15 protein-coding genes are annotated in these 17,646 nt (G+C 50.4%); 7 read left to right on the forward strand and 8 right to left on the reverse strand.

Features of this window, described 5'->3' with window-relative positions:
* Nucleotides 1–9: 9 nt before the first annotated feature.
* The 4 genes from EDM21_RS12865 to EDM21_RS12880 form a co-directional block, all read right to left on the reverse strand.
* Nucleotides 10–819: an Fpg/Nei family DNA glycosylase gene (locus EDM21_RS12865; protein WP_157336053.1), complete on the reverse strand. Its 810-nt coding sequence runs from the start codon at nt 817–819 to the stop codon at nt 10–12.
* Between the two features lie 229 nt (nt 820–1,048).
* Nucleotides 1,049–2,644 carry a ribonuclease H-like domain-containing protein gene (locus tag EDM21_RS12870; protein WP_157336055.1) on the reverse strand — a complete coding sequence of 532 codons (1,596 nt, stop codon included), beginning with the start codon at nt 2,642–2,644 and terminating at the stop codon, nt 1,049–1,051.
* 40 nt (nt 2,645–2,684) lie between these two features.
* Nucleotides 2,685–4,931, reverse strand: coding sequence for a DEAD/DEAH box helicase (locus EDM21_RS12875; protein WP_157336057.1), 2,247 nt, complete (start codon nt 4,929–4,931; stop codon nt 2,685–2,687).
* 389 nt (nt 4,932–5,320) lie between these two features.
* A complete protein-coding gene (locus tag EDM21_RS12880; protein WP_157336059.1) occupies nt 5,321–5,542 on the reverse strand; it encodes a hypothetical protein in 222 nt (73 codons plus the stop codon).
* Between the two features lie 271 nt (nt 5,543–5,813).
* Here EDM21_RS12880 and EDM21_RS12885 point away from each other — a divergent pair, with 271 nt between their 5' ends.
* Nucleotides 5,814–6,419, forward strand: a complete 606-nt coding sequence (locus EDM21_RS12885; RefSeq protein WP_157336061.1) for a nitroreductase family protein — start codon at nt 5,814–5,816, stop codon at nt 6,417–6,419.
* A 138-nt stretch (nt 6,420–6,557) separates the two neighbouring features.
* On the opposite strand, the gene rnz is transcribed toward EDM21_RS12885, so the two are convergent.
* On the reverse strand, nt 6,558–7,484 hold the full coding sequence (gene rnz / locus EDM21_RS12890; protein WP_166541982.1) for a ribonuclease Z: 927 nt from the start codon (nt 7,482–7,484) through the stop codon (nt 6,558–6,560).
* A gap of 255 nt (nt 7,485–7,739) precedes the next feature.
* Nucleotides 7,740–11,183, reverse strand: coding sequence for a methionine synthase (gene metH, locus EDM21_RS12895; protein ID WP_157336063.1), 3,444 nt, complete (start codon nt 11,181–11,183; stop codon nt 7,740–7,742).
* A gap of 265 nt (nt 11,184–11,448) precedes the next feature.
* On the opposite strand from metH, the gene EDM21_RS12900 reads away from it, so the two are divergent.
* From EDM21_RS12900 to EDM21_RS12925, 6 genes are all read left to right on the forward strand, one after another.
* Nucleotides 11,449–11,853 carry a c-type cytochrome gene (locus EDM21_RS12900; protein WP_157336064.1) on the forward strand — a complete coding sequence of 135 codons (405 nt, stop codon included), beginning with the start codon at nt 11,449–11,451 and terminating at the stop codon, nt 11,851–11,853.
* Between the two features lie 211 nt (nt 11,854–12,064).
* Nucleotides 12,065–12,838 (forward strand): gluconate 2-dehydrogenase subunit 3 family protein, encoded by a 774-nt coding sequence (locus EDM21_RS12905; RefSeq protein WP_157336066.1) that lies wholly within the window; start codon nt 12,065–12,067, stop codon nt 12,836–12,838.
* 20 nt (nt 12,839–12,858) lie between these two features.
* A complete protein-coding gene (locus EDM21_RS12910; RefSeq protein WP_157336068.1) occupies nt 12,859–14,580 on the forward strand; it encodes a GMC family oxidoreductase in 1,722 nt (573 codons plus the stop codon).
* 60 nt (nt 14,581–14,640) lie between these two features.
* Complete coding sequence (gene tatC / locus EDM21_RS12915; RefSeq protein WP_157336070.1) at nt 14,641–15,372, forward strand: twin-arginine translocase subunit TatC; 732 nt, start codon at nt 14,641–14,643, stop codon at nt 15,370–15,372.
* 45 nt (nt 15,373–15,417) lie between these two features.
* The gene (gene tatA, locus EDM21_RS12920) at nt 15,418–15,612 is read left to right on the forward strand and encodes a twin-arginine translocase TatA/TatE family subunit (RefSeq protein ID WP_068775601.1); all 195 of its coding nucleotides are present in this window, start codon (nt 15,418–15,420) and stop codon (nt 15,610–15,612) included.
* A gap of 242 nt (nt 15,613–15,854) precedes the next feature.
* On the forward strand, nt 15,855–16,397 hold the full coding sequence (locus tag EDM21_RS12925) for a 1,2-dihydroxy-3-keto-5-methylthiopentene dioxygenase (RefSeq protein ID WP_157336072.1): 543 nt from the start codon (nt 15,855–15,857) through the stop codon (nt 16,395–16,397).
* 155 nt (nt 16,398–16,552) lie between these two features.
* Here EDM21_RS12925 and EDM21_RS12930 read toward each other — a convergent pair whose 3' ends face one another.
* Both EDM21_RS12930 and EDM21_RS12935 read right to left on the reverse strand, forming a co-directional pair.
* Nucleotides 16,553–17,344 (reverse strand): HAD family hydrolase, encoded by a 792-nt coding sequence (locus tag EDM21_RS12930; RefSeq protein WP_157336074.1) that lies wholly within the window; start codon nt 17,342–17,344, stop codon nt 16,553–16,555.
* Between the two features lie 42 nt (nt 17,345–17,386).
* Nucleotides 17,387–17,569 carry a DUF896 domain-containing protein gene (locus EDM21_RS12935; RefSeq protein ID WP_068775598.1) on the reverse strand — a complete coding sequence of 61 codons (183 nt, stop codon included), beginning with the start codon at nt 17,567–17,569 and terminating at the stop codon, nt 17,387–17,389.
* Nucleotides 17,570–17,646: the final 77 nt, after the last annotated feature.

The raw sequence follows: 17,646 nt of genomic DNA on the forward strand, positions 1-17,646 counted from the left end.
CAACCTGCATCATGTTTGACAATTTGTGCAATAGAAGCATTTGCGGGAAGACACTTTATCAAAGACAATCGGCTGGCCGCACCGGACGCAAGGTTCGCCGGGCCGGTCATACACTTTACATAAATCATTATAACTGCCAGTCAGCTTGTCTCCGTTAAACAAGGGCATTTCCATATAACCCCCGGCGGCCAGAGCCTCATGGAGCACTCCGTGCATGGCCGTATAAAGACGTTGTCCTTCCTGCTGATTCAAAGAACCCGGCCCTCTTGTCGGAAGCAGCCCGGCGGCAAAACAGATCTCATCCGAATAACAGTTCCCGATTCCCGCTAACCATTTCTGATCCGTCAAAGTCGTTTTGAGCGTTCCTTTTTTCCCGTGCAGCATCGATCTGAACCTGTCCGGGCTTAGTGCGGCATCAAAGGGGTCCGGTCCGAGGCCGGATAGTTCTTTTTCCAACCCGCTTCTGTCAAATAAATGTAAATAACCGAGGCGAAGCCCGATGAAGTATAAACGATTATCTCCAAATGAAAGTTCGATCTGTGTGCTTCTATTAGGTCTCTCACCTTCAGGCCCATAGAAAAGAATACCCCCGAGCATCAAATGCAGAAGCAAGTACTTATCCGTGTCCAGCACAAAGATGAGCTGCTTGGCTCTTCTTTCCACACGCCGGATTGCGGCACCCAGAACGGCCTGCCGAAAGTTCTCTTCGGTCACATTCAGAGACTTAGGCCGGTTTACGATAACTTGACGGATCGGCATGTTCAAAATCATCCGGGCCAGCTGCTTGCGGTAATGCTCCATCTCCGGCCATTCCGGCATTTCCTGTCAACTCCCTCTCCATCTGCTTTTTAATTGTATGTCCGTGCATTCCATGGTTTAAACCTATTAACCTTCCGCTTGTACAAGCATGCGGACGCATAAATGCGCCCGCACAAGATGGTTATACTTCTTACAAGTTTACTTGGTAAGCAGATGATATAGAAGATCCCGTCCTGAAGCCCAGCCCAAGTAAAAAACGCCGACCGCTTGATGGCGGACGGCCTAAGTTCTATCCGTTTAAATTCGGAGGGAGGTCAAAAAGACTGGACGTTGCATAGTCTGGGTGACGGCCGGAGGCCGGCTTCTCTGCAATCTTTCTCGGCTTGCGGTTAGGGGCCGGCCTGGGCTTATCCTCTAATTTGCGCACCAGCCGCTCTGCACGATGAAGAATTTGACGCTCTTCCGCCGCATCCTTCGCATTCTTCCTCAGAAGTTTACGCTTTCTACGCAGCGTATCAAGAGCCTCCCGCGTCATCTCCAGCGCAGCGGAGTAGTCTTTGCAGCTATGCTCGTAATGCATAGCCAGTTCGATGTATGCTTCGATAGGCACGATAGCGGCAGACTTGGCTTGCCGGATCTGGCGATTCCAAAGATCCACGGCACGCTCACGGAGTCCGGCCTTTTTATAATAGGCCGCATAGTGCAAGAACAGCTCGCTCCCTTCCGGTCTTGCTTCTGGACCGCCTCCTTCTATCAGCTTCGCGTAGCCGAGTTCCAGAACCGATTCGCCGGGCGCATTCCGTCCCATCTTAAGCAGCCATTGACCGAGACGGAACAAATCTGCGCTCGTTTTGAGCGCCAGTGGTTCCTGACCGCTCAAGTAACGGGATATAAGCACCGAAAGAGCGGCTAGAGATACGATATCTCGCTCATTATGGACAAACACTCCGCGAAGCACATCCGTCTTGCCTTCAGCCAAGTACAGGAAATACAGTTCAGGTGCCAGCGCTCCGCTCACATCCTCCTCACGGGCATATCCAAGCTGCGCCTCCTCCACCTTGCCGAGCCTGCACGAAGGCATGGCATGCTTCCACAAACTCCGTGACGGATGAAGCAAATCCAGATGCAGCCATTTATCAAAATTCAGGCGCTTCCGGTTCATCACATACCGGTTCTGAAGAATAGGCCAGTCGAAGGTTCTGCCATTGTAGGATACGATATAAGTGAACCGCTCCATAAGCTCGCCCAAATAGGCAAGCATGGCGCGCTCCTCCGCAGGATGACGGATCAGAAGCTGTTCCACGACAAATACATCCGTAGCGTAATAACCGATTCCGACCATGAAAGCCAAATTCCCTGCACCGACTCCCAGACCTGTTGTTTCCGTATCAAAAAACAGCAAACCCCGGGCATCGGGAGGTGCCTGATCCGGGTGAAAGGCATTCAGCTCATGGGCTGTGCCATGGAGATCATCCAGCCTGTACTTGCCGTGATAGCTGTGCAGCGGATACGTACACACCCGGCGTACGAACGAGCCATGGGGGCTCTCGTACAGCTCGGCGCCCAGCTTGGCCCACTCGCGGGATTCCGCGGCATCGGCCGCCTCAGATGCTTGCAGCTGTGAGGCGGTCGACCCCGGATCAGCGGCGGCGGCCTGCTTACAAGCCGCCTCATCAGCTGCGGCCCCAGGGCCGGAAGCGCCCTGCAGAGCGCCGTCCGCAGTCAGACCGCTGTCAGCAGAACGATCAAGGGGCCTCCCCGCATCCGGATTGTTCTGCGGAATCCCCTCCGGCTCACGTTCGTTTCCGCCTGCGGACGCCTGTGTCGCCTGCCCTTGGGCGGATGGTTTCAGATGCCGCGTCAGTTTATCGCGCAGCCCGCTCATAGGAAGGCCCCCGCTTTGCGCAGTGTGCGACAGGCATCCATTATAATTGTTCCAATACTTGCATGCTCTTCTGTTTGCCGTTGATTCCTTCGATCTCGGTACCGATACATGATGGGCATCCATCCTTACAAGGACATTTTTGTATTAAGTTCATGGCGGCTCGCTTCACTTCCGCAAAACGGGTAAACACTTCATCCGCGAGACCGATTCCTCCTGGGTAATGGTCATATAAAAATATAGTCGGAAGTCCCGTGTGTGCCGCCTTGATTTGAGAGACGACATGCAGGTCGTTACGGTCACACATGACCAGTACAGGTGCGATGTGCCGCATGACATTCGCAATTCCGAGCAGCAGCTGCTCCAGCGTTTTGATCCCGAGTTCCGGGTCGATCTCCTTAAGCTCCACCCACGCTGCACTGGTGTGGAGTTCTTCTTCGGGCAGGTGGATCGGTCCGGAACCGATATTTTCGAACGTGCTCATTTTAATTTTTTTGAAAATCGTCGGCATCGCATTAACTGTTACATCCCCGTAATGCAAAGCCGTTTTATCCTGACTGCGGGTTTTGTCGACCTCCAGCACCTTGAGCTGGACCGCGAGGTTCGCATCCGTATAATACTCGACGTCCACTTCACGAACATACGCTTTCTTATGATCCCAATCCAGCTTCTCGACTTGAAATTGAACCCCTTCATGCAAATAGATAGCTTCGTCGTGCAGCAGAGTCATCGCACTAAAACGGTCCATCTCTCCGATAATTCTGACATCGGCAACATTCGACTGATCGATAATCACGACATTTTCCTGAGAAGCCGAGCGCAGGCTGATATTGCTGGCGGGGAAAGACTGGTCCGCCCAGTAGAACGTATCGGAGTTCCGGTGCAGAACGCGCTCTTCTACGAGAAACTCCATAATTTCCACAACATCTAGCGGCCCAAATTCTTCTTCCTCCTTAAAAGGAAGCTCATAGGCTGCGCATTTAAGATGATCCACCAGAATAATCAGGTTCTCCGGGTTAATCCGCGCAGCTTCTGGAGAGCGATCGAAAAAGTACTCCGGGTTCTGAACGACGTACTGATCGATCGGTGTAGAGCTCGCTACCATAATAATAAGCGCTTCCCCGTGCCTCCGTCCCGCACGTCCGGCTTGCTGCCAGGTGCTGGCAATGCTTCCCGGATAACCGGTCATTACGCAAACCTGCAGCTGGCCAATGTCTACGCCAAGTTCCAATGCGTTCGTACTGACGACACCCAGAATTTCACCGTCCCTGAGTCCCCTCTCGATTTCCCTTCGCTGTTTGGGCAAATAGCCGCCCCGGTAGCCCCTTATTGATTTGGAGCCGATTTCATTCTTAACGAGTTCCTGTATGTGGCTCAAAATAATTTCTACACGTACCCGGCTTCGCGCAAAAATGATGGTTTGAATTTTATTCTTCAGGAACTCCTTCGCCAAGTTGTTCACTTCGACCGTAGCGCTTCTGCGGATATTAAGAGGCTTGTTTACGACAGGAGGATTATAGAATACAAAATGTTTCCGCCCCCTCGGCGCGCCGTTATCATCTATTAACTCCATAGGGCTTCCCGTCAGCTGCTGCGCTAACTCCTTCGGATTGGCTATGGTTGCGGAGGTGCAGATGAACTTCGGACTGCTTCCGTAGAACCTGCATATCCGTTTAAGCCGCCGGATCACATTCGCTACATGGCTGCCGAACACGCCCCGGTACGTATGCAGTTCATCGATGACGATATATTTCAGATTCTCAAAAAGACTTACCCATTTCGTATGATGAGGCAGAATCGCGGAATGAAGCATATCCGGATTCGTAATGACAATATGTCCGGCTTTGCGGACAATCTGACGGATTGCCGGCGACGTATCCCCGTCATACGTGTAACTTTTGATATCCATCCCCATCTCCTGGATGATTTCGTTAAGCTCGCTTTTCTGGTCCTGCGCCAAAGCTTTAGTGGGGAACAAATAGAGTGCCCGGCTCGTATCATCCGCAGCGATCTCCTGCAGGACAGGCAGGTTGTAACATAACGTTTTGCCCGATGCAGTCGGCGTAACAGCTACGATGTTCTTCCCGCTTCGCACCGTTTGGTATGCCGTGTACTGGTGAGTATAAAGCTGCGTTATCCCTCGCTTCCCCAGTGCCGACTTTATACGGGGATCCACGCTTTCGGGCATGTTCCTCGTCTTCGCTTCCTGGGGCTCTATTTCATGCCAATTCACTATATTTTCATCTGTCCTCAGCGTTCCAATTAATTCTGACAGCTGTTTCTTCTTCATGATTCGCGTCCCTTCTTACGCCAAACTTCGTTAGAACGGTTGTTCTCATATTATACGCTCTTTGGGCAAAAGAAAAAAAGCCCCTGTTTAAGAGACTTTTTCTCAAACTTACGAATCTTGTATATATGGAGCAGCACATTTGAACATCTTCTCGCAAAAAAAGTTCAAGCGCCGGAAAGGTTGACACACAAAAAAAGGCGTTGACATTCGAACCAACGCCCCATTCAGCGCATCTTCGTCGAGAGCGGCAAAACCGCCGGGGCTCAAACAGAAGAGAAGAGATCGCATGCGGATTTCGTCCTAACCAATCACGATTACTTGGCAGCATAACTATGTTTACCCGACCAGTAGACCGTTGCCTTCGGCCGGCCCCATATTCCCGACCTAGCTTACATCAGATCGGACGAATCGTCGTAATCGTAGCGAAAGCCGTCCCTGCTGCTCTCGTCCGCCTCCGCCTCTGAAGTAAGCTGAAGTGCCTTCATCGAGCTGACCTGCAGCTTTTGCAGCACTTCGCGGAATTCTGCCGCTTTCATCTCACTTTGTTCCGAACGGATCGCATGTTGAAGTGATTTTTCAATAACACTGATATCTTGGCTTGTAAAATTCATGCTGTACACCTCCGTTAGAGTTGGGTGAAGCAGACTTGCACGTAAAGGACCACTCCTGTGGTCTATTTTCGTTAAACCTACAATCAGCTGATCGGGCGTTCCGAATCCTTTTTCAAGCAGAAATGTTCATCGTTGGGCTTTAAAATAAGCGATAATAGCGTGCCCTGTTTTCAGCTGTGGTATACTAAGGTGTAACCTTTTTATATGACCATCTATCAAATAAAGCGGAATGCAGCCCGTATTTGGCCGCAGCCGGACAGGAGGAATGGACATGCAGGATAAACATTACGAAGTACAGAACACACGTCATGCCGCTTATGATATTAACCCCATCTTTCTTAACCGATGGTCACCGAGGGCTTTTATCGACAAGCAAATTTCGGACGAGATTCTGCTCAGTCTGTTTGAAGCGGCCCGCTGGGCTCCATCCGCCAGTAACCTGCAGCCATGGCGTTACATCGTCGCACAAACGAAGGAAGAAAAGCAGCTGTTCGCCGAGTTCATCCTGCCTGCTAATACGGAATGGTGCTTGAATGCCTCCGTCCTCGCCCTGCTGATCTCACATACACCTACGCCTAGCGGAGGAGTGAATGGCTCGCATGCTTTCGATGCCGGTACATCTTGGGGTTACTTAGCTCTTGAAGCTACGCGTCAAGGACTTTCCGCCCATGCTATGGCCGGTTTTGACCGGGACAAAGCACGTAACTTGCTCCACATTCCGCAGGAATATGAAGTACATGCGGTTATCGCAATCGGTTACCACGGCAACACGGAATCTCTGTCCGAACGCAACTTGGAGCGTGAACAGCCTTCCAACCGCCGCAGCGCGGAAGAGTCCTTGTATAAAGGTACTTTTGGCGCGGCTTGGACGGATTAATTATTGATTTCCCGAGGCCTATAAAACGAATACTAAAAAGCCCGGATTCCTCTGCCATAGAGAAACCCGGGTTTCTTGCTTATGCGCGTCTATGCACATATTGGAATGTGAGGCCGGTCATCCTCATTCCAGATTTCATTATTTTCTGGGCACCGTATAGCTCCAGAAATCTTCCGCGAGCCAGGAATCCGCGTGATGGGCCCTGGCCTCCTGCACGAGCTGCTCCGCTCCCTCCCCTTGATAACGGGAACTGATATGCGTCATGATCAGCGTCTTCACGCCAGCTTCCTTCGCAGTCAGCGCAGCTTGCTCGGTAGTGGAATGATCATAGGCATCCGCCAAATCCGCTCTTTCCGCGCCGAAGGTTGCTTCGTGCACCAACACATCGGCATCCGCCGCCAGCAGAGAAGAGTTGGAGCAGGGCTTGGTATCGCCCAGAATCGTCACTATCCGTCCCTTGATAGACGGACCGACGAACTGGTCACCTTTGAGTTCACGCCCGTCTTCGAGCAGAACGGTGTGCCCCTGCTTCAGACGACCGTACAGAGGACCGGCCGTTACACCGAGTTCTCTCAACTTATCCAGCTGCAGTTTGCCTGGAAGGTCCTTCTCAATAATCCGGTAACCGAAGCATTCGATCCGGTGTTCAAGAGAAGCCGCTTCGACACGGAAGTTAGCATCCTCGAAGACCACGCCATCCTCTTCAATCTCGTGTACCACAAGCTCATAATCCAGGTGAACCTGACTCAGTCCGAGCGAAGTATCCACAAAAGCCTTGAGTCCTTTCGGTCCGTAAATCACAAAAGGTGTATCCCCGCCTTGATAGGAACGGCTGCTCAGCAGTCCGGGAAGTCCAAAAAGATGATCTCCATGCAGATGCGTAATAAACATTTTTTCGGACTTGCTCAGCTTCACCGGCGAGCGCAAAATCTGATGCTGCGTTCCTTCGCCGCAGTCGAACAGCCAGATCGTCCCTCTTTCCGGCAGCAAATTTAACACGATGGATGTCACATTGCGGTGACGGGCCGGCATTCCTGCTCCCGTCCCGAGAAAATACAGTTCCACGTCTGGTTCCCCGTTTCTGTTCTGTCTGTTTTGCCACTTTTTTAACCATGCTATAAAAAAACGAATCGGAAGTCAAACAAACGCAGCCCGTTATCACGGGATTAGCGGACACAAAGACGGCTCTTCCTGATGGAAGAACCGTCTTTTCTGTGCATTGAAATCCGCTAACTCCCCAAACCCTTTCTCGACCTGTGAAACGCTAGGCCTACACATTCTGTTAAAGGTATGTTGAAGGTAAGAACCCGCTAAACTGCGTTATACTTTGTCGACATTGAAGTACCGGGCTTGCGGATGAGCAAACACAATGGCGGATACGGAAGCTTCCGGCTCCATCATGAATCCTTCGGTCAGCTCGATACCGATATCCTCCGGCTTCATTAGCTCGAATAGGGGAGCCTGGTCCTCCAGATTCGGACATGCCGGATAACCGAACGAGAAGCGCTGGCCGGTGTACTTGGCTCCGAACCTCTCTTGCATCGTCATTGTCGCAGAATCCGGGATCCCCCACACATCACGCATGATGTGATGCACCCGCTCGGCGAAAGCTTCAGCGACTTCAAGCGCAGTTGATTGAAGCGCATGCGAACGCAGGTAGTCGCCCTGATCGCGCCATGTACGGGCCAAGTCATTGATTCCCTGGCCTGCCGTTACAACGATAAAGCCGACGTAATCCATGAGGCCGCTCTCAACCGGCTTCAAATAATCAGCCAGGCAGAGGTACGGCTCCGTGTTCTGGCGCGGGAAAGTAAACCGTTTGATTTCCTTCGTCTGGTCCTCAGGATCATAGATCACAACATCATTTCCGTCACCTTGGGCCGGGAAGAAACGGTACATCCCCTGTGCGCGGATAATCCCTTCCCTTTGAGCCTCATTCAGTATCGTATCCACCGTCTCTTTAAGCTGCAAAGTTTTGGGATCTCTTTCGGCGACGAGTTTCTCCACCTTGCCTTTGAGGCCTAAATGATGGCCGAGCAGCATCTGCATGTTCACATACGGCATGAGATGCGAGATCGGATAATCACGGAGCACGTGACGATCCAGATCAGGCGGGACCGAAACCGGAAGCGTAAAGTCGACTGCGGTCGACTTTACACGCGTAAGAACCGGCATCACAGGTGATTCCTTGCGTCCCGCCTCCATGACATCGGATTCCTTGAGTTCACGCAGCTCTTGGATAAGGCGCTCGCGATGTACCGGATCGCTGATCTTATTGGCGATATCCAGACCATCCATCGCGTCTTTGGCATAAAGGACAAGTCCGTCATATTCAGGCGAAATACGCGTCTTCGTAAATTTACGGTTTAACGCTGCGCCTCCGACCATAATCGGAACATCTATGCCCGCGCTTCGTAAATCCTGCGCCGTAACAATCATCTGCTGAGCGGACTTAACGAGCAGTCCCGATAAACCGATCGCATCCGGCTTCTCCCTGCGGAAAGCTTCGATGAGCTGTTCAGGCGGTACTTTAATACCTAAATTGATAATTTTGTACCCGTTATTGGAGAGAATAATCTCAACCAGATTCTTGCCGATGTCATGGACATCGCCTTTCACCGTGGCAAGCAGAATTTTCCCTTTGACGGCAGACTCCGCTTTCTCCATGAACTGCTCCAGATAAGCGACGGAAGCCTTCATAACTTCAGCACTCTGCAGTACCTCCGCAACGATTAGCTCGTTGTTATTGAACAACCGGCCAACCTCACTCATTCCTGCCATCAGAGGTCCGTTAATGATTTCCAGAGGCGCGTACTTCTTCAATGCCTCTTCCAGATCCGGAAGCAAGCCTTCCTTCGTTCCTTCCACTACATAAGAACTGAGGCGCTCTTCCAGCGAAAGGTTCGATATCTTTTCTATCTTATCGACTTTCTTTTCCCGGAAAACAGCAACGAATTCAGCAAGAGTCTGATCATTCGTGTCGAAAATCAGATTTTCCGCAAGCTGTCTTTCATGCTCCGGGATGGATGCATAACGCTCAAGCGTCTCGGTGTTGACGATCGCGTAATCAAGTCCGGCTTTCGTACAGTGGTACAAATAAACGGAATTGAGGACTTCCCGACCCGCCGGAGGCAGTCCGAAAGAAATGTTGCTGAGGCCGAGAATCGTTTTGCATTCAGGGAATTTCTCTTTAATCGCCCGGATACCCTCGATAGTTTCAACGGCCGAACCCAGATACTGAGGGTCGCCCGAACCTATCGGAAACATATTCGGATCAAAAATAATATCATGAGGCTTCATGCCATATTTATTCACCAGTAAATCATACGAACGTGATGCCACTTCAATCTTGGCTTCTCTGGATACGGCCTGACCTGTTTCGTCAATCAAGATACAGACAACCGCTGCTCCGTATCTATGTATTAAAGGAAGGATCGCTTCAAACTTGGTTTCGCCATCCTCCAGGTTAATAGAGTTGATGATTGCTTTCCCCTGAGAATGCTTTAGACCGAGTTCGATAATATGATCGTAAGTCGAATCAATCATCAGCGGTACTTTTACTTTGTTCACGACTTGTTTGAGAAAAGTCTCCATTGCCGCGGATTCTTCGATATCCGTGTCCTGAAGGTTAATGTCGATAACGTGAGCCCCGTTCTTCACTTGCGCGCGTGCAACTTCGGAAGCCTCCTCGAACTTGCCTTCCTTAATGAGCCGCTTGAATTTACGGGAGCCCGACACATTCGTGCGCTCGCCGACCATAATCGGCCGGTTCTCCGGTTCAATATAAACGGTTTCAATCCCCGACACTGCCGGCGGGTGCGTGCCGGTTTGAGGACGGGGCGGATAGTTGCTCATGGTTTCCGCGAGTGCACGTATGTGATCAGGCGTTGTGCCGCAGCAGCCGCCTGCTATGTTAATCCAGCCCTGCTCAGCGAAAGCGCCCATTTTCTTGGCAAGCGATTCCGGCGATTCATGATAGTGGCCATTCTCATCCGGAAGTCCGGCATTCGGATAGCAGGAAATGGACGTGTCCGCGATACCGGAGAGGGTACGGATATGGTCCCGCATGAATTCCGGCCCGGTTGCACAGTTGAGCCCGATGGAAATCGGCTTCAAGTGCTCCAGTGAGATATAGAACGATTCAATGTTCTGTCCGGCGAGCGTTGTACCCATAGGCTCAATCGTACCGGAAATCATGATCGGCAGTTCTACGCCGGTTGTCTCGAATGCTCGCTTAATCGCTATGCCGCCGGCTTTCACGTTAAGCGTGTCCTGGGAGGTCTCCAGCAGAAGCGCATCCACACCCGCCTCGATTAAAGCGATTACTTGCTCGTAATAGCTTTCTTCCAGCTGTTCAAACGTAACTCCGCCTGTTACGGATAGCGTCTTGGTCGTCGGTCCGAGAGCACCTGCCACATAACGCGGCCATTCCGGAGTGGAATATTTCTCTGCCGCTTCGATAGCCAGTTTGGCCGCGGCCAAATTAATCTCCCTGGCACGGTCTTGAATGTCGTATTCAGCGAGCACGACACTTGTTGCGCCGAACGTGTTCGTTTCGACAATATCCGACCCGGCTTCAAAGTATTTCTCATGTATGGTACGGATCACGTCAGGGCGCGTAAGCACCAGCATCTCATTGCATCCGTCTAATTCTTCCCCGCCAAAATCATCTGCAGTAAGATCCTCCTGCTGGATCATCGTTCCCATGGCGCCGTCAAGTATAAGAATTTTTCTTTGTAATTGGTCTTCCAAGCTGCGTTTCATCCGTCTCTCCTACTTCCTTTCCACGAGCATATGCTAAAAAAAGCGCTCTTTATCCGAGAAAAGCGCACAAGTTAAGACATAGTTTAGCAGATACCTCAGATTAAGAAAAGAAGTTTGTCTTTTTTTGGAGCCAAAACCGCTGATTTGTAAGGATTGCCGTTTTTCGTCGCTATGGGCTCCCCCAGGTGCGAATACGATGCGGGTTCAGTCGCCACACTACTCCTGAGGAACTTGCCAGAATTACCACGATTGGAGGTGAAAACACATGAACAAACGATTTGCAGCACTAACAGCCACTCTCCTCATCGCCGGAACACTTGCAGCCTGCGGCCAGAAAGAAGAAGTACAACCGACGACACCTGCTGAATCAACTCCTGCACCGACAGCCCCGGCGGCAAGCCCCGGAGCGACACCCGGGACAACCCAGGGAGAAGGCGGAAGCCAGACTGCACAAGCAGAAGCCCTGTATAAAGCGCAGTGCATCGCCTGCCACGGAACTGATTTGGGCGGCGGTATAGGTCCTAATCTTCAAAAAGCGGGCAGCCGTTTGAGCGAAGCGGATGTTAAGAACATTCTGCTTAACGGCAAAGGCGGTATGCCGGCCTTCAAAGGGACTTTAAGTGATGCCGATATTCAGGCCCTGTCCGCTTGGCTGGCAGCCAAAAAATAAACATCAGCCCACCTGCATTCTAAAGAAAAACGGAGTCTTCTAAGATTCCGTTTTTTTATTGTGCACAGCTTTAGGCGAAGCTTACATACATTTTCCTTAATCAGGAGATACTTGGGTATATCACCAGCCAGGTTGTTCTTCACGCCGCACCTGATCGTAGGTTTCACATTTGGCTGCGGCTGGGGCACTCCCTGTTACAGGAGGCACGTACATGGCAGAAAATCAGACCAAACCACCAAAAGACGCTTCCCGCCGTAACTTTCTGAAAGTTTCCGGCGCAGCACTCGGCGGCCTTGTCGCAGGCGGTGTGATCGGGGGAATTGTCGGCGGCAACATGAAGGGTGCCACTAAACCCGAGCAGGCTGCTCCCGAGACTCAGCCGGCGGGAAATGCTAAGGACTACAACCAGGCGCCGATGTTCTTTAATCAAGAACAGCTTCGCATCACAGAGGCGGCAGCCGAGCGGATTTTTCCCAAAGATGAACTCGGCCCGGGAGCTAAAGAACTCGGTGTCGCCTATTATATTGATCACCAGATGGCCAGCCAATGGGGACTTAATGCGAAGGACTATATGATGGGTCCATTCTACAAAGCCGAAGTTACGCAAGGATACCAGGACAGCTACAAGAGAAACGAACTATTCGTGATGGGACTCCAAGTATTGAATGACCACAGCAGCAAAAAATACCAGAAAGCCTTTGCCGATTTGGCTGCCGGCGAGCAGGATGAAGTACTGACAGCGTTTGAAAAGGGAAAAGAAGTGCAGCTGAATGGAGTCCCAAGCTCCACATTCTTTGAAATGCTGCGCACGTTAACCATTGAGGGCGTCTACTCCGACCCGCTGTACGGCGGCAATAAAAACATGGGCGGCTGGAAAATGCGCAAATACCCGGGAGACCAGATGAGCTACATGACGATTATCGACAAAAATGAGTTTGTCACCATGGAGCCGCTCAGTCTGCACGATCATCTTAAACATTCCTGACAAGGAGGATTACGAACAGAATGGCTACCAAACTTCCGAAAGTACCGGTCGTGATCGTCGGAATGGGCTGGTCCGGCGGCATTATCGCGGCAGAATTAACGAAAGCCGGCCACAAAGTTGTCGGGCTCGAACGCGGCAAAAGCCGCAAAACGGAAGACTACTACATGTCTCATGACGAACTCCGCTATGCACTCCGTTATGAGCTGATGCAGGATTTATCCAAGGAAACCGTAACCTTCCGAAGCAATGAAAAAGTACGCTCACTTCCAATGAGATCTTACGGTTCTTTTCTGATGGCAGATGGACTAGGCGGGGCAGGCATTCACTGGAACGGCCAGAATTACCGGTTCCTTCCTTACGATTTTGAGATCCGCTCGAAGACCATCGAACGCTACGGCAAGAACAAGATTCCGGAGGGAATGCAGCTCCAAGACTGGGGAATTACCTATGACCAGCTAGAGCCATACTTTGATAAATACGAGAAAATGGCCGGAATTTCCGGGGAAAAAGAACAAAATAAGATGGTGGGGACGCGTTCCGCCCCATTTCCGACCGGGCCGATGAAAAAAACACCCGCCATCACAATGTTTGAAGAAGCTTCCAGGAAACTCGGCTTCAACCCTTACATGATTCCTTCGGCCAATCTGTCGGAGAACTATACGAATCCGGATGGCATTGCCCGAGCGGCCTGCCAGTACTGCTCTTTCTGCGACAGATTCGGATGCGAATATGGCGCGAAGGCCGATCCGACTGTGACCGTGCTGCCTGTAGCGGAGAAAACCGGAAATCTGGAAATTCGTACGAATGCCAACGTTATCAAAATTCTCCATAGCGGCGGCAAAGCTACGGGTGTTGTTTATGTTAACACTCCGACAGGCGAAGAATTTGAGCAGCCTGCAGACGTTGTCATTATGACCAGCTACGTGTTTAACAATGTAAGGCTGCTGTTGACCTCTAAAATCGGCAAACCTTACGACCCTACAACCGGCAGCGGTGTAATCGGACGGAATTATGCTTACCAGATTACTGGCGGTAACGCATTCGGTTTCTATGATGATCAGGAATTCAATCTCTACGCCGGAGCCGGAGCACTGGGAAGCTGCTTCGATGATTTTAACGGAGATAACTTCGATCATACGAATCTGAAGTTCCTTCATGGTGCCAATATCCGCTTCACACAGGCCGGCCTAAGACCAGTGGCGCATAATCCGGCTCCCAAAGAAACTCCAAGATGGGGCAAAGAATTTAAGCAAACGACGATTAAGTACGCCAACCGCTTCTTAAGTGTCAGCACTCAAGGAGCCAACCTGCCGTGGAAGCATCATTATCTTGATCTTGATCCGACATATAAAGACATTTACGGCCTGCCTCTTCTTCGTTTAACCTACGACTTTGAGGATCAAGACAGGGAAATGGTCAAATACATCTCGGAGAAGACTACTGCCGTAATGAAAGAGATGAAACCGAGCAAAGTGGAAACCTCAAACACCATCAGTACCTATAACATCGTGCCGTATCAATCTACTCATAATACGGGCGGCGTTATTATGGGCAGCGATCCGTCCACATCAGCCGTAAATAATTATATGCAAATGTGGGATATGGACAACTTATTCGTCTTGGGCGCTTCGGCATTTCCCCATAACAGCGGCTATAATCCGACCGGGACACTTGGCGCTTTATCTTACCGGGCGGCCGAAGGTATTCTGACCTATCTCAAAAAAGGCGGGCCGCTTGTCTGAAATGACGGGTATCAGCACAGGGCGCAAAAGGGCTCATGTTATGAAATGAGGTGATTGAACTTGGATCAGCAAGCGGAGTGGATCGGGCACCTGACCGAACTTAGAAAAAGACTGATCCTGGTCGTGTGCTTTTTTACCGCTGCTATGATTGCGGGGCTGTATATCTCCCCTGCTATTCTGAGAACGGTAAAATCTTTGCCTGCTGCAAGTAATTTTGACTGGAACGTCTTCGGGTTACCTGACGGACTGGCTATTTACATGAAATGTGCGCTCCTGTGCGCCTTTCTGTTTACTTTGCCGCTGCTGCTGTATCAAATCTGGGCTTTCGTCCGGCCTGGCTTAACCGACTCAGAAGCAAAAGGCACGCTCCTGTATGTGCCCGCTTCTTTTGTTCTCTTCTTGTCAGGCACTTCGTTCGGCTACACGGTTGTGCTGCCCATGATGATCAAATTCATGCAGCAGATCAACCACAATATCGGAGCAGCCGAGACCTACGGAATTGACCGCTACTTTGCTCTGTTGTTTAACGTAGTATTCCCGTTAGGCATTGCTTTTGAGCTGCCGCTTGTGGTTCTTTTTCTGACCCGGCTTGGATTGTTAACGCCTGAGAATTTAAAAAAAACACGCAAGTACGCTTATATTGGACTCGCTGTCGTCGGGGCATCCATAACACCGCCCGATTTCATTTCCCACATCTCCGTGACCATTCCGCTAATTGTTCTGTTTGAATTCAGCATTGTACTATCGACCCGATATTCACGCAAAATATCGCTATCTGCCGATACCGGCTAGAGTCTACTAAGAACACACTCAATTGTGAAACGAGGGTTAAATCACATGTTAAATAACATTGGTATTTCCGGCCTGCTCATCATATTGATGCTGGCACTGATTTTATTCGGTCCTTCCAAGCTCCCCCAGCTGGGGCGGGCTTTCGGAGACACACTTCGTGAATTCCGCACCTCAACCAAGGAAATGGTAGAAGACGTGGAGAACCGGATCGACATCTCCGATCCCGATAAGAAAGCTTGATGCAATCAAGTTACAGCTGATCGATTCTCTTCTCTTCCTTGTCTGACCTGCAGCCGTTTCTTCCTATTGGAAGGAGCGGCTTTTCATATGCACTTACTAATTCCAATCGGAAAAGTCGTGATTATTTGCTGGGAAGCATCGACAGCCAAGCCTTTATCCTCTATAATCATAAGAAAACCTACTACGTAATCCCCCGCTCCCGCATAGGCGGCGATCATTACAAACAAGAAAGAGGGATGAGCATGGCTGAGATACATATTCGCAATACGGGTGAACGCATTTCCGGTGAAGAGAACGTCCGGGCATTTCTGGAGAAACAAGAAGTCCTTTACGAACACTGGAATCCTGCACAATTACCTGCCGAACTTCAGGAGAAATTTATCCTTACGGATGAAGAGAAAACACAAATATTATCTACTTTTGATAGTGAGATTCGTGATTTGGCCCAGCGCCGCGGTTATCAAACTTGGGACATCATTGCCCTCTCTGACGCGACTCCGAATCTGGACGAGCTGCTAAAGAAATTCGAACAGGTGCATACTCATACCGAAGATGAAGTCCGTGCGATTACTGCCGGCAAAGGGATCTTCATTATTAAAGGAACCGATGATGTCGGCTATTTCAATGTCGAGCTTGAAGCGGGTGATGTAATTTCGGTGCCTGAACACAAGCCGCATTTCTTTACCCTGATGGAGAACCGTCAGATTGTCGCCGTACGTTTATTTATCGAAACAGAGGGCTGGATTGCTCACCCGTTCGAGGATGCTACTTTCCAGAAAGCTTAAAACCGCAATACTTAATCCATTCGGCAAATAAAAATCCGCTTCTCTCTCCTGTAATCAGGATTGAGAAGCGGATTTTTTTATGTCTCCTTACAGCCCATGAAACAGGAAGGAGTTAGAAATGAGTATCATGTTCCTGCTGGCGTACACCTTGGAACTTATTGTTCTTGAAGGAACTTTTGAATGTCACGCAGGGACGTGATTTCGTAGGTCGGTTTCGCCTCGCCGTCAAAGACCATCTGGTGTCTGTTAATCCACATGTTCTTCATACCACAGCGGGAGGACCCGAGAATATCGGTCGTGAGCTTGTCGCCAACCATTACACATTCGTGAACTTCAAGCCCGAGCAGGCCTAAAGCGTGGTTGAATATAGTAACCGCAGGCTTTCCGTCCCCAAAATCGCCGGATATAACAATATGATCGAAGTAGGGCTCTAATTCGGGAACGCCTGCAAGCTTTTCACGCTGCAGATCAGGTGAACCGTTCGTGAGCAGCAGCAGTTTGTAAGATTTCTTCAGCTCTTCGAGAACTTCGAAAGTTTCTTCGTACACAATCGGACGAGATCTTCTTTCCGCAGGAAACTGTTCGGCCAGACGAGCCCCCAGCTCCGGATCGTTCACCCCGAGTGCCGCAAGTCCGCGTGTCCATGCTTCTTTGCGGTAGCCTGGAGCCAGAGCTTCAAGTTTGCGGAATTCTTCCTGTTTGCCCTCGCGGAAGGGAGCCCACAATCCTTCAAACGGATTGATTCCGATATGCTTCGTAAAAGCAAATGTATCGAAGGACTCATATAACTTCCGCGCTTCCTGACGGACAGCGGCCTCCAGTTCTTCGGGCTTTACATCTGCATGCATGGCAGCTTCCTGACAAGTGGCTTCGAAAGCTTCCTTCACACTGCGGTCATCCCACAACAGGGTGTCATCCAAATCAAATAAAATCGCCTTCACCGTCATTTTAACGATATCCCCTTTACTTGCTACATACGGCTGATGAGGTTACTGTTCATCCGTATAGTGGATTGAATCCAGTTGCCCTCTAAGCTGTGATTTCATAGCGGCTATATATTCTTTACGCAATTCGTTACGCTCTTCAAGCTCGGCCTCTGAAAGTCCGTCTGTCTTAGCTTTACGAGCTAACTCATTGATGCGTTGTACTTTTTTCTGAAAATCGTCACTCATGCTGTAAAACCTCCTATCGAGCCTTTCAATATCTTCTACTTTGCCATTGTCAAAGTTTCTTGTCAAGCCGACATCAG

The organism is Paenibacillus lutrae, assembly GCF_009757775.1.
GTDB lineage: Bacteria > Bacillota > Bacilli > Paenibacillales > NBRC-103111 > Paenibacillus_F > Paenibacillus_F lutrae.

Excerpts from the sequence above, each read along its gene's own strand:
- EDM21_RS12865 (WP_157336053.1), bottom strand. The coding sequence starts at position 819 with ATGCCGGAATGGCCGGAGATGGAGCATTACCGCAAGCAGCTGGCCCGG.
- EDM21_RS12870 (WP_157336055.1), bottom strand. The coding sequence starts at position 2,644 with ATGAGCGGGCTGCGCGATAAACTGACGCGGCATCTGAAACCATCCGCC.
- EDM21_RS12875 (WP_157336057.1), bottom strand. The coding sequence starts at position 4,931 with ATGAAGAAGAAACAGCTGTCAGAATTAATTGGAACGCTGAGGACAGAT.
- EDM21_RS12880 (WP_157336059.1), bottom strand. The coding sequence starts at position 5,542 with ATGAATTTTACAAGCCAAGATATCAGTGTTATTGAAAAATCACTTCAA.
- EDM21_RS12885 (WP_157336061.1), top strand. The coding sequence starts at position 5,814 with ATGCAGGATAAACATTACGAAGTACAGAACACACGTCATGCCGCTTAT.
- metH (WP_157336063.1), bottom strand. The coding sequence starts at position 11,183 with ATGAAACGCAGCTTGGAAGACCAATTACAAAGAAAAATTCTTATACTT.
- EDM21_RS12900 (WP_157336064.1), top strand. The coding sequence starts at position 11,449 with ATGAACAAACGATTTGCAGCACTAACAGCCACTCTCCTCATCGCCGGA.
- EDM21_RS12905 (WP_157336066.1), top strand. The coding sequence starts at position 12,065 with ATGGCAGAAAATCAGACCAAACCACCAAAAGACGCTTCCCGCCGTAAC.
- EDM21_RS12910 (WP_157336068.1), top strand. The coding sequence starts at position 12,859 with ATGGCTACCAAACTTCCGAAAGTACCGGTCGTGATCGTCGGAATGGGC.
- tatA (WP_068775601.1), top strand. The coding sequence starts at position 15,418 with ATGTTAAATAACATTGGTATTTCCGGCCTGCTCATCATATTGATGCTG.
- EDM21_RS12925 (WP_157336072.1), top strand. The coding sequence starts at position 15,855 with ATGGCTGAGATACATATTCGCAATACGGGTGAACGCATTTCCGGTGAA.
- EDM21_RS12930 (WP_157336074.1), bottom strand. The coding sequence starts at position 17,344 with ATGACGGTGAAGGCGATTTTATTTGATTTGGATGACACCCTGTTGTGG.
- EDM21_RS12935 (WP_068775598.1), bottom strand. The coding sequence starts at position 17,569 with ATGAGTGACGATTTTCAGAAAAAAGTACAACGCATCAATGAGTTAGCT.